The sequence below is a fragment of the Cupriavidus sp. 05L411 genome, from assembly GCF_056398045.1.
The window spans coordinates 112115-124486 of record NZ_JBFTOQ010000007.1 but is presented as its reverse complement, the minus strand read 5'-3'; the positions used below and the strand labels follow the sequence as shown (position 1 = coordinate 124486).

10 protein-coding genes are annotated in these 12372 nt (G+C 67.9%); 9 read left to right on the top strand and 1 reads right to left on the bottom strand.

Annotated elements, in window-relative coordinates:
- Positions 1–57 precede the first annotated feature (57 nt).
- The 8 genes from AC1DQR_RS10250 (at position 58) to AC1DQR_RS10215 (ending at position 9896) form a co-directional block, all read left to right on the top strand.
- Positions 58–1581: a 3-hydroxyacyl-CoA dehydrogenase gene (locus AC1DQR_RS10250; protein WP_416048033.1), complete on the top strand. Its 1524-nt coding sequence runs from the start codon at positions 58–60 to the stop codon at positions 1579–1581.
- 92 nt (positions 1582–1673) lie between these two features.
- The gene (locus AC1DQR_RS10245; protein ID WP_174422879.1) at positions 1674–2453 is read left to right on the top strand and encodes an oxepin-CoA hydrolase, alternative type; all 780 of its coding nucleotides are present in this window, start codon (positions 1674–1676) and stop codon (positions 2451–2453) included.
- Positions 2454–2558: 105 nt separating this feature from the next.
- Entirely contained in the window at positions 2559–3293 is a 735-nt protein-coding gene (locus AC1DQR_RS10240; protein ID WP_416048032.1) for a histidine phosphatase family protein, read from the top strand.
- A 108-nt stretch (positions 3294–3401) separates the two neighbouring features.
- Positions 3402–4478 (top strand): phosphotransferase, encoded by a 1077-nt coding sequence (locus AC1DQR_RS10235; RefSeq protein WP_253932718.1) that lies wholly within the window; start codon positions 3402–3404, stop codon positions 4476–4478.
- Between the two features lie 273 nt (positions 4479–4751).
- Positions 4752–5759, top strand: a complete 1008-nt coding sequence (locus tag AC1DQR_RS10230; RefSeq protein ID WP_416048030.1) for a Bug family tripartite tricarboxylate transporter substrate binding protein — start codon at positions 4752–4754, stop codon at positions 5757–5759.
- Positions 5760–5887: 128 nt separating this feature from the next.
- Complete coding sequence (locus AC1DQR_RS10225; RefSeq protein ID WP_477132950.1) at positions 5888–7699, top strand: vWA domain-containing protein; 1812 nt, start codon at positions 5888–5890, stop codon at positions 7697–7699.
- 98 nt (positions 7700–7797) lie between these two features.
- A complete protein-coding gene (locus AC1DQR_RS10220) occupies positions 7798–8418 on the top strand; it encodes an RNA polymerase sigma factor (RefSeq protein ID WP_477132949.1) in 621 nt (206 codons plus the stop codon).
- Positions 8415–9896, top strand: a complete 1482-nt coding sequence (locus tag AC1DQR_RS10215; RefSeq protein WP_477132948.1) for a hypothetical protein — start codon at positions 8415–8417, stop codon at positions 9894–9896. Before AC1DQR_RS10220 ends, AC1DQR_RS10215 begins: the two co-directional genes overlap by 4 nt.
- A 25-nt stretch (positions 9897–9921) precedes the next feature.
- Here AC1DQR_RS10215 and AC1DQR_RS10210 read toward each other — a convergent pair whose 3' ends face one another.
- On the bottom strand, positions 9922–10857 hold the full coding sequence (locus AC1DQR_RS10210) for a LysR family transcriptional regulator (RefSeq protein WP_174422885.1): 936 nt from the start codon (positions 10855–10857) through the stop codon (positions 9922–9924).
- A 192-nt stretch (positions 10858–11049) separates the two neighbouring features.
- On the opposite strand from AC1DQR_RS10210, the gene AC1DQR_RS10205 reads away from it, so the two are divergent.
- Positions 11050–12312 (top strand): acyl-CoA dehydrogenase family protein, encoded by a 1263-nt coding sequence (locus AC1DQR_RS10205; protein WP_253932722.1) that lies wholly within the window; start codon positions 11050–11052, stop codon positions 12310–12312.
- Positions 12313–12372: the final 60 nt, after the last annotated feature.

Genomic DNA, 12372 nt, shown 5'->3' with positions numbered 1-12372 from the left:
GGATGATGCAAAAAACGTACGATCGTGCTAATTTAACCACACTTTTCTGGACGCACTATGAGCACTTTCACCATTGACTCGCTGGGCATCGTCGGCACCGGTGCCATGGGCAGGGGCATTGCCCAGATCGCCGCGCAGGCCGGGCTGACCGTCAGCCTGTACGACACCAACCCGCAAGCCGTGGCCGCCGCCCGGCAATACCTGCAGGATACGTTCGCCAAGCTGGCCGAAAAAGGCAAGATGAGCGCCGAGGACGGCGCCGCCGCGCTGGCCCGCGTACTGCCCTGCAATGCGCTGGAAGACCTGGCCGGCTGCGACATGGTGCTCGAGGCCATCGTCGAGAAGCTCGAAGTCAAGCGTGACCTGGTGGCCAAGCTCGAAGCCATCCTGCGTGCGGATGCCGTGATTGCCTCCAACACGTCGTCGCTGTCGATCACCGCGATCGCGGTGGGCGCCAAGCAACCTGGCCGCATCGCCGGCTACCACTTCTTCAATCCGGTGCCGCTGATGAAGGTGGTCGAGGTGATCGACGGCCTGTCCGGCGACCCCGCCGTGGGTGACGCGCTGATGGCGCTGTCGCGCCGCCTGGGCCATACCCCGGTGCGCTGCAAGGACATGCCCGGCTTTATCGTCAACCATGCCGGGCGCGGCATGAACATCGAAGGCCTGAAGGTGGCGCAGGAAGGCGTGGCCGGGTTCGCCGACATCGACGCCATCATGCGCGAGCAGGCTGGCTTTCGCATGGGCCCCTTCGAGCTGATGGACCTGACCGGGCTGGACGTGTCGCACCCGGTGATGGAATCCATCTACAACCAGTTCTACCAGGAACCGCGCTACCGGCCGTCGCCCATCACGGCGATCCGCTCGGTGGGCGGCCTGATCGGCCGCAAGGCCGGCGCCGGCTTCTACCGCTATGTCGACGGCCAGAAGCAGCTGCCCGCCACCGCCGCCGTGCCCACCGCGCGCCCGGCCAGCGTCTGGGTCAGCCTTAACGACGAACGCGGCCACGGCATGGCCGTCAAGCTGCTGCTCTCGCTGGGCATCACGCCCGAAGCCGGCAACCGGCCCTCGGACGACGCCCTGATCGTGGTCACGCCACTCGGGCTGGACGCCACCACCTGCGCCCTGCATGAGGGCCTGGACCCCACCCGCGTGGTTGCCATCGACACGCTGCTGCCGTTCGAAGCCACCAAGCGCCGCACGCTGATGACCACGCCGGCCACGTCCGCCGCCATGCGCGAGGCCGCGCACGGCGTGTTTGGCAGCGACGGCGTGCCTGTGACCGTGATCCGCGACTCGGCCGGCTTCGTGGCCCAGCGCATCATCAGCTGCATCGTGAACATCGCCAGCGACATCGCGCAACAACGCATTGCCACGCCGGTGGACATCGACCTCGCCGTCAACCTCGGCCTGGGCTACCCCAAGGGCCCGCTAGCGCTGGGCGACGTGATCGGCCCGCACCTGGTGCTGACCGTGCTGCGCAACCTGGAACGCCTGACCGGCGACATGCGCTACCGCCCCAGCCCGTGGCTGTGGCGCCGCGCCGGCCTCGGCCTGTCGCTGCTGGCCGAAGAGCAGTAAGAACCGCGACCGCAGGCTTGTTTTTGGCCTGCGGTCGTTTCGTATCCGACACCGCGTTGCATCATTGCATTCGCGCATCCGCACAGGCCGCCATGACCGCACAGCTGTTATCCGAACGCGTCGACACCACCCTGGTGCTGACCATCTCGAACCCCGAGGCACGCAACGCGCTGCATCCGGACATCTACGCGGCCTCGCAGGAAGCGCTTGAGCTGGCCTCGCGCGACGACGAAATCCGCGCGGTGGTGATCACCGGCGCCGATGGCGTGTTCTGCGCCGGCGGCAACCTCAACCGCCTGCTCGGCAACCGCGCCAAGCCGCGCGAGGTGCAAGCCGAGAGCATCGAAGTCCTGAACCACTGGATCGAAACGCTGCACGCCTTCCCCAAGCCGATCATCGCCGCCGTGGAAGGCCCCGCCGCGGGCGCCGGCTTCTCGCTGGTGCTCGCCTGCGATTTCGTGGTGGCCGCCAGCGACGCCAAGTTCGTGATGGCCTACGTCAACGTTGGCCTGACGCCTGACGGCGGCGGCTCGTACGAGCTGGCCCGCGCCCTGCCCCGGCAGCTCGCCTCCGAACTGATCATGGAAGGCAAGCCCGTGGATGCCGCGCGCCTGGCCCATTTCGGGCTGGTCAACCGCGTGGTGCCGCCCGGCCAGGCGCTGACCGAAGCGCTGCGCCTGGGCGAATCGCTGGCCACGCGCTCGCCGCACGCCATGGGCCGCATCAAGGGCCTGATCAACCACGCCGCCACCGCCAGCCTGACCGAGCACCTGGCGGAAGAACGCGACAACTTCGTGGCCGCGCTGCATCACAAGGATGGCGGCGAAGGCATCGGCGCCTTCCTGGAAAAGCGCAAGCCGAACTACCGCTGAACCGCCCTGGCCGCCGGGTTCGCCAATGCGCGTATCCGGCCTCGCAATGCCACGCCAACGATGCCCGCGCAGACGGGCACAGCAGCAAAAGCACCGGAGACTTGCATGGAATTGCCGCCCTCGCCCCGCCGCCGCGTCTACCTGATGCGCCATGGCGCGGTGACCTACTTCGACGAGACCGGGCGCCCTGCGCTGCCCGAACTGGTGCCGCTCAACGAGACCGGGCGCGAACAGGCCAGCGCGGCTGGCCGTGCCTTTGCCGCCGAGAACATCCGCTTCGACCGCATCATCGTCAGCGGGCTGCCGCGCACGGTGGAAACCGCCGAGCGCGTGCTGGCGGAGTTGCCCGGCATGGCCGATGCCGCGATGGAAACCTGGCCCGAGCTGCAGGAAATCCGCGGTGGCAAGCTGCAAGGCATCAGCGACGACAAGCTGCGCGACGCCTTTATCGGTGCCTTTGAAGGCGAAGTGCCCGAAGACAAGCGCTTCCTCGATGGCGAAAGCGTGGGCGAATTCCTCGACCGCGTGCTGCCCGCGCTGCGCCGCCTGCGCGACGACCCGAACTGGGACACCGCCCTGCTGGTCCTGCATGGCGGCACTAACCGCGCCATCCTCTCCCACGCCATCACCTGCGGGCGCCGCGTGTTCTACGGCAGCCTGATGCAAACCGCCGGCTGCATCAATGTGCTCGACGTGGGCGACGATCCGCTGGACTGGGTGGTGCGCATGATGAATTACTCGCCGCCCACGCCCGTGCACAGCGGTTCGCGCCACACCACCATGGAAGTGTTGCTGCATCAATACCTGCGCTTTCGCGACCTGCGCGGGCCGGCCAGCTAGCCACGCCGCACAGAGACAAAGATAAAACAGACAAGACGGACAAGACGGACAAGACAGACGTAATCGAATCTCGGAAAACCCGGAACATACCGAAAACACGGAGACAGCATGAGCACCAACGTTTCGAATTTCGAAGGCACCCGCGAGGTAGCCGAGCAGCAACGCTTTGACCTGGCCGCGCTGGAAGCCTGGATGCGCGAGCATGTTGCCGGCTTTGCCGGCCCGCTCTCCATCGAGCAGTTCAAGGGCGGCCAGTCCAACCCCACCTTCAAGCTGATCACACCTAGCCAGACCTACGTGATGCGCGCCAAGCCGGGCCCCAAGTCCAAGCTGCTGCCTTCGGCCCACGCCATCGAGCGCGAATACCGCGTGATGGCCGCGCTGGCCGGCACCGATGTGCCGGTGGCCAGGATGTACGCGCTGTGCGAAGACGAAGCCGTGATCGGCCGCGCCTTCTACATCATGGAATTCGTTGCCGGCCGCGTGCTGTGGGACCAGTCGCTGCCCGACATGACGCCGGCCGAACGCGCCGCCATCTACGACGAGATGAACCGCGTCATCTCCGCGCTGCACACCGTCGACTACAAGGCCATCGGCCTGGGCGACTACGGCAAGCCTGGCAACTACTTCTCGCGCCAGATCGAGCGCTGGACCAAGCAGTACAAGCTGTCCGAGACCGAGAGCATCCCGGCCATGGACTCGCTGATGGCCTGGCTGCCCGAGCATATCCCGCAGGAAGACGCCGATCTCACGTCCATCGTGCATGGCGACTACCGGCTGGATAACCTCATGTTCCACCCCACCGAGCCGCGCGTGCTGGCCGTGCTCGACTGGGAACTGTCCACGCTGGGGCACCCGATGGCCGACTTCGGCTACCACTGCATGAGCTGGCATATCGCTCCGGGACAGTTCCGCGGCATCGCCGGCCTGGACCATGCCGGGCTTGGCATCCCTGACGAGGCCACTTACCGCCGCACCTACGAGCAACGCACCGGCCGGCCGATCACCGGCGACTGGAATTTCTACCTGGCGTTCAGCATGTTCCGGATTGCCGGCATCCTGCAGGGGATCATGAAGCGCGTGGTGGACGGGACGGCTTCCTCCGCGCAGGCCGCGGATGCAGGAAAGCGTGCCCGGCCGATGGCGGAAATGGGCTGGGAGTACGCAAAGAAGGCAAAGCAATAACAATCTGGCAATCTGGCGCTTCGCCGGGATCATCGGAAAACCTCTTCCCCCAGCGCGGGGAAGAGGTTTTTTTATGGGGCAAGTTATCGTATCAGATGATGTGTAGGCCTGTTTTCGGCAACAACTTCACTGCGATTCTCGCCAGGTTCGCCATCCGTCACCCTGAAATCCTGCCAGAAAATGCCCTGGACCCGCCCAGGACTTCCGGCTATGATCCAACACATACGACAACATACAACACTTACAAAGAAAACAAAGCCGGAGACAACGTCCATGCCAAGCAGCCGCCGCACCTTCCTGACCCAACTCTCGACCCTGGGCGCAACCGCCACGCTGGGCAGCCTCGGCGCGGCCGGCACGCTGCTGTCGTCCCCGGCGAAAGCCGCCGACTGGCCTACCCGCCCGATCCGGCTGGTTGTGCCCTATCCCGCCGGCGGCTCCTCCGACATCATTGCCCGCCTGATCAGCCGCCAGCTCGGCGAGGCCCTCGGCCAACCCATCGTGGTGGATAACCGCCCGGGCGCCAACGGCAATATCGGCGCCGCCATGGTCGCGCAGGCCGGCACCGACAATCACACGTTGCTGCTGTGCGATGTCGGCGCGCTGGCCATCAGCCCGTCGGTCTACACCAAACTCACGTTCGATCCGGGCAAGGACCTGAAGGGCGTTTCCATGCTGGCGTACTCGCCGCATTTGCTGGTGGTCCATCCTTCGGTGCAGGTCAGCAACCTCAAGGAACTGGTGGACCTGTCCAAGCGCACCCAGCTCAACTTTGCCGTGACCGCCATCGGCAGCGCGCCGCACCTGGCGGGCGTGGCGGTGGCGCAGGCTACCGGCGCGAAGTGGCAATACGTGCCTTACAAAGGCGGTGCGCAGGCGGTGGCCGATACCGTGGGCGGCACCGCCCAGGTGCTGATGAACGGCATGCTGGCGACGCTGCCCCAGGTGCAGGCCGGCAAGCTGAAGGTGATCGCGGTGTCCAAGAAGACCCGCATGCCGCTGGTGGGGCAAGTGCCGACCATTGCCGAGCAAGGGGTGCCAGGCTTCGAGTCGGGCACCTGGCAAGGCGTGATGGCGCCGGCGGGCATGCCCGATGCGCTGGTGGCACGCATCAGCAGCGAACTGATCCGCATCATCCGCTTGCCGGACGTGCGCGCGCAGCTCGCCGGCCAGGGTGCGGAAGTGGTGACCATGACGCCGCCGGAGACAAACAAGTTCTTCATCGCCGAGCGTGCGCGCTGGGCAACCGTGGTGAAGCAGGCCGACATCCGGCTCGACTGACCCGCGCCGGGTCTCGGCGAGTTCTGACTTTTTTTGATCGCGCTTAACCCCTTGCGCCAGGCTGCCTCGTTTCACTGACAGCGCCCTGCCGCCGGCATCGCCGGCGCGGCCCTTCAGGAGAAAAGAACATGCTTAAGCGCTTGGGAGCCTTGGCCATTACCTTTGCGGTGGCCGCTTGCGGTGGTCATTCCACCACTGCCTCCACCCCGCCGGATTTGCCCGCGCGCGCCGACAACGCGGCACCGGCCACGCAGCCGGCGGCACCTCCCCCGGTTGCCACGGCCGCTCCCGTGCAGTCCGTGCAGTCCGTGCCCACCGTGCCCATGGCAGAAACCCGCGACACCGCGTCTGCCGCCAAGGAGCCGGTCGCCGGCGCCGTGGCCAATGCATACGCGCCTGCCATGCGCGCCATGCCTGCGGCGCCCATGACCCTGATGGCACGGCCCGTGCCCTACCCGCAGCCGCAACCCGGGCCAGACCGCGAGCGCTATGGCGCCATCGACGAGAACGGCGTGCAGCAGGTAGCGCAAGCGCCTGTCTCCACCTTCAGCATCGACGTCGACACTGGCAGCTACAGCAATGTGCGCCGCCTGCTCAATGCCGGCCGGCTGCCACCGGCCGACGCGGTGCGCGTGGAGGAAATGATCAACTACTTCCCCTACGACTACGCGCAGCCGCGCGACGGCCGCCCCTTTGCCGTACACGCTGACGCCGCGCCCGCGCCATGGCAAGCGCGCAACGTGCTGCTGCGCATCGGCATCAAGGCGGCCGACGCGGCACGCGACAGCCTGCCGCCAGCCAACCTGGTCTTCCTGGTCGATGTGTCGGGATCGATGTATTCGCCCGACAAGCTGCCGCTGCTGAAGTCCTCGCTCAAGCTGCTGACCAACGCGCTGCGCGCGCAGGACCGCATCACGCTGGTGACCTACGCCAGCGGCACGCGCGTGGTGCTGCCGCCGACGTCGGGCAGCGACAAGGCAACCATCTCGTCGGCCATCGATTCGCTGGTAGCGGGCGGCTCGACCGCCGGCGCGAGCGGCATCGCGCTGGCCTACCAGGCTGCGCAGCAGAGCTTTATCGCGGGCGGCATCAACCGCGTGCTGCTAGCCACCGATGGCGACTTCAACGTGGGCATCACCGACTTCCGCCAGCTCAAGGCCCTGGTCGCGGAGAAGCGCAAGTCCGGCGTTTCGCTGTCCACGCTGGGCTTTGGCACCGGCAACTACAACGACCAGTTGATGGAGCAACTGGCCGACGCGGGCGATGGCGCCTACTCGTACATCGACAACCTGATGGAAGGCCAGAAGGTGCTGGCCGAAGAGTTCAGCTCTACGCTGGCGACGGTGGCGCGCGACGTCAAGATCCAGGTCGAGTTCAACCCTGCCACGGTCAAGGAATACCGCCTGATCGGCTATGAAAACCGCGCGCTCAAGCGCGAGGATTTCAACAACGACCAGGTCGACGCTGGCGACATCGGCGCCGGCCACACCGTGACAGCCCTTTATGAGCTGACGCTGGCGGGCCAGCCCGGCCTGATCGACCCGCTGCGCTACCAGCCGGCCAGCCCCGCCGCCCAGCCGGGCAAGGGCACCGCTGGCGAGTTGGCCCACATCAAGCTGCGCTACAAGCTGCCGCAGGCGCAAGCCAGCGAGCTGATCGACCTGGCCGTGCAGGACAGCGCGGTGCGGCCGCTGGCGCAGGCCGACGACGCCATGCGCTTCGCCGCGGCGGTAGCCGGCTTCGGCCAGGTACTGCGTGGCGGCAATCATGTCAACGGCTGGACCTACGCCGACGCGCGCACCCTGGCGCTCGGCGCGCGCGGCACCGACCGCTTTGGCTACCGCGGCGAATTCATCAAGCTGGTCGACCTGGCGCAGGCCCTGTCGACGCGCGCACCGCTGGCACAAGGCGGCGAGCCTGCCAGGGAGCCGCCACGCTGAGGCCGCCTCGCCCGCCATCCGCCGGATTGCCCGCGCGCAGGCACCCGGCACGGACAGCGCCTCGCAGCGGCGCGCGGGGCTGTCATATACTCCCGCGCATGCATGCCTCCTCACCTGGCGCCCCGCCCTCCCCATCCTCTGCCGGGCTGTCCGCGCTGCCGGATACCGACCTGATGCTGCTGGTCGCCAACGGCCTGATCGAGCAGCCGGTGGCCGAGCTGTTCCGCCGCCACAACGCGGCGCTGTACAACTACGTGGCCTGGCTTTGCCAGGGCAACACCGGCGAGGCCGAGGACGTGACCCAGAAGACCTGGGTCAAGCTGATGACCCGCTGCGCGGACTACCAGCCCAGCGCGGCCCTGCGCACCTTCCTGTTCCAGATCGCGCGCAATACCTGGCTGGACCAGTTGCGCGGCGCCTACGAGCGCCAGCGCGACACGCTCGACGAGACGCACCTCGCCGTGCCTGCCGACGACCTCAGCCCCGAGGCCGAGGCGCAGTTGCGCCAGAACCTGCAGGGCGTGCGGCAAGCGCTGCTGGCGCTGCCGGCGGCGCAGCGCGAGGTGATCGTGCTGCGCTTCTTCAGCGAGATGAGCGTGGAGGACATCGCCCTGACGCTGGGCGAGAAGTTCGAGACCATCAAGAGCCGGCTGCGCTACGCCTTTGCGCGGCTGCGCGAGAACCTGGTGGCCACGCCGTCGCAGGAGCGGCTGCCATGAGCGCGGACGAACGCTTCATCGCCGGCGAGGACCGGCTCGCGGCATTGCTGCGCGAGTTACCCGCCTTTGTACCGCCCGCCTCGCTGGAGGCCTCGGTGATGGCTGCGGCGCGTGCGGAGCAGGCGGCGCGCAACGCGCCAGCGCCGCTGCCGCCAGCCTCGCTGCCGGCCAAGGTCCGGGCCTACGCCGAACAAGCCGAGGCGCCCGCCGACGATGACGAACTGGATTTCACGCCGCCGGCGGGATTGCAGGCATCGGTCATGGCGCAAGCCGCTCGGATGCAAGCGGCGCAGGCCACGCGCCGCCATGCCGTGCTGGAGGAAATCCGGCGCGGCGACGTGCCGCAAAGCGTGCTCGGCGCGCCTGTCAGCGAGGCTGCGCAGGCGTGGCTGCGTGAGCAGGCGCTGCCCGCGCAACCGGCCGCCGGCGCAGAGCCAACTGGCAAGCCGCCCCGCGCCAGCCCCGCACGGCGCTGGTGGCCCGCGCTGGGCGCGCTCGCCGCCACCCTCGGCGTGGGCGTCTTGTCGCTGCAGATCGTCATGCGCCAGCTTGACCTGCGCAACGGCGAAATCACGTTACCCGCCCAAGCCCCGGCCCCCGTGGCGGACACGGCGGCAAACAAGGCGGCAAAGCAGGCGGAGCCCGCCAAGCCGGTGGCACAAGCGGCGGTGCAGCCGGCGGCTCCGGCCCCGGCTCCGCAAGCGGAATCCGCGGGACAGCCGGCATCGCCGCGAGCGGATGCGCCAGTGCCTCCGCCGGCCGCTCAAGCCACTCAAGCCACTCAAGCCGCACAGCCTGCGCCTGCACCGGCCAGCCCGCCCGCCACGCCGAACGCGCAGCCCCTGCGCCCGCCGCCCGCCGAGGCACAGGCCAAGGCCGCGCCGCGCGAGCCGGACCGGCTAGCGGAACAGCGTGCACCTGAACCCAGGGAAAGCGCAGCAGGCATGGCAGGCTCGCTCTCTGCCGGAGCGCCTCCCGCCGCAGCAGCAGCGCCGGCGGTACGTGCCCCGGCACCCATGGCATCCATGGCGCCGATCGCGCCGATGGCGGCCATTGCGCCGCCAGCCCCGATCGCCCCCATCGCCCCACCGGCGCCAGCGCCAACCATCGATGCACCCAGGTTGGCACTGCGTGCCAGCCCGTCGCAGCAGGCCGATGCGGCACGCGCACCCGCGCCTGCCGCACGCGGGCAAAGAGCGGGAACGTTGACGATGAGCTTGCGGGAAGAACCTCAGCTAGCGGTGGAGCGCTTGCTGTCCGCCCCGTCGGGGGCAGAGCCCGCCGCCGGGGCGCAGCTGGCGCTGCGTGTCACGGCGTCGGCGCCGGCCAGCCCCGAGGTACGGGCGTGGGTCGAGCGGCTATGGCAGGCGGTGCCGGCGCAATACCGGCCGCCGCTGCCCTATGCGGTGCAGGCCGACAGCACGTTGCCGCCTGCCACCGTGCGCATCGAGCGCCAGGCCGACAGCGCATCCTGGTAGGCGCTGGGGACGAGGCTCGGCGCGCTCAGTCCTGGGCCACCTCGCCCACACCACCGCCGAGCGAGTTGATCACCGCCAGCAGCTGCTCGCGCAGCCAGCGATTGGCGCCATCATTCTCGCCACCGGCATGCCAGTAAAGGTGCAGTTCCAGCGTAGGCACCTTGAAGGGCAGCGAGAGCAGGCGGTTGGCATATGGCTCGTTGGCGATGCGCGCGTAGCGCAGCGGCAGCGTGGCCAGCAAGTCAGTGCAGCTCACCACCCGGCAGGCCGCGGCGTAATGCTGGCAGCGCAGCCGCACCCGGCGCGTCAGGCCCATGCGGTGCAGCGCCTGGTCTTCCAGGCCGGCCCCGCGCCGGCGGGACGACACATGCACGTGCTCGGCGGCCAGGTAGCGCTCCAGCGTCAGCTCCTTCTTCATCAGCGGATGGTCGCGGCGGGCCAGCACCACCATCGGGTCGGCCATGAAGGGCGTGTGATGGATGGCCGGCGACACCGGCAGCAAGATATCGATGGCCGCATCGAGCGTGCCAGCCAGCAGTTCCGATTCCATCTCGCGCCGGTCGAAGCGGATCGCCGCGATCTCCACCTGCGGCGCCATCGCGGTCACGCGCGCCATCAGGGGCGGCAGCAGGGTGGACTCCAGCGCATCGCGCATGCCAATGGTGAAGCGGCGCACCGTGGCCGCCGGATCGAAATGCGGCGTGTCCTGCAAGGTGCGGGCAAAGGACTGCAGGGCGGTGCGCACCTCGGCGGCCAGCGAGCGAGCCAGTGGCGTGGGTGCCATGCCCTGCCCCCGCCGCTCGAATAGCGGGTCGTCAAACAAGAGGCGCATGCGCCCCAGCGCGTGGCTGACCGCGGGCTGGGTCAGGTTAAGCTGGCGGGCGGCGGCCGTGATGCTGCCTTCGCTATAGATAGCGTCGAACACCACGAAGAGATTCAGGTCGATGCGGGATAGCTGCATGACGGGCATTCTGGCATGGAATGCATGGTATTGATACTGACAAATCCAGAAAATTCATTTTTCTAATTACCTGGATTGCGGTACAGTCCTCTCCAGTCGGCGCAAACCGCGTCCGCCGGTGCCGGAAACGGCCCACCGCAACCCGCGGCGGCCCAACCGATACCGGCCTCATTCAGAGGTGGAGGAGACAACATGCAATTCGAGTACACCCCCAAGGTCAAGGAAATGCAGGCTCGCCTGCTGGCCTTCTTCGACAAGCACATCTATCCGAACGAGAAGCGCTTCTACGCCGAGATCCAGGCCAACCGCCAGGCCGGCAACGCCTGGGTCCCGACCAAGGTGATCGAGGAACTCAAGCCGCTGGCACGCGAAGCCGGCCTGTGGAACCTGTTCCTGCCCCATTCCAAGCGTGCCCCGGAAGGCCTGTCCAACCTGGAATACGCACCGCTGTGCGAGATCATGGGCCGGGTGCCCTGGTCGGCCGAAGTCTTCAACTGCGCGGCGCCCGATACCGGCAACATGGAGACGCTGGAGCGCTACGCGTCGGAAGAACTCAAGGACAAGTGGCTTGAGCCGCTGCTGCGCGGCGAGATCCGTTCAGCCTTCCTGATGACCGAGCCGGCCGTGGCTTCGTCGGACGCCACCAATATCTGCTGCAGCATCCGCCGCGATGGCGACGAATACGTGATCAACGGCACCAAGTGGTGGTCGTCGGGCGCGGGCGACCCCCGTTGCGAGGTCTATATCGTGATGGGCAAGACCGACCCGGAAGCGGGCCGTCATGAACAACAATCGATGATCGTGGTGCCGGCCGATACCGCGGGCATCACCATCAAGCGCTTCCTGCCGGTGTTCGGCTACGACGACGCGCCGCACGGCCACATGGAGATCGAGCTGAAGGACGTGCGCGTGCCGGCAGCCAACATCCTGCTGGGCGAAGGCCGCGGCTTCGAGATCGCCCAAGGCCGCCTCGGCCCGGGCCGCATCCACCACTGCATGCGTAGCATCGGCGTGGCCGAGCGCGCGCTGGAACTGCTGTGCAAGCGCGCCCTGTCGCGCGTCGCATTCGGCAAGCCGGTGGCCGCCCAGGGCGTGACGCGCGAGCGCATCGCCGAAGCCCGCTGCGAAATCGAAATGGCGCGCCTGCTGACGCTCAAGGCCGCCTACATGATGGACACCGCCGGCAACAAGGTGGCCAAGGCCGAGATCGCCATGATCAAGGTCGTCGCCCCCAACATGGCGCTGAAGGTGATCGACTGGGCCATCCAGGTGCACGGCGCCGCTGGCGTCTCGGACGAATTCCCGCTGGCCAACTGGTGGGCGCACCAGCGCACCCTGCGCCTGGCCGACGGCCCGGACGAGGTGCACCGCAACGCCATCGCCAAGCTGGAGCTGGCCAAGCACATGGGCGTGAGCTCGGACGACATCAGCATGCCGGTGACACGCGGCTTCTAAGCCGCAACGATCCGCAATCCGCCACAGCGGGCCACAACCGGCCTCTCCGCCGGCCCTGCT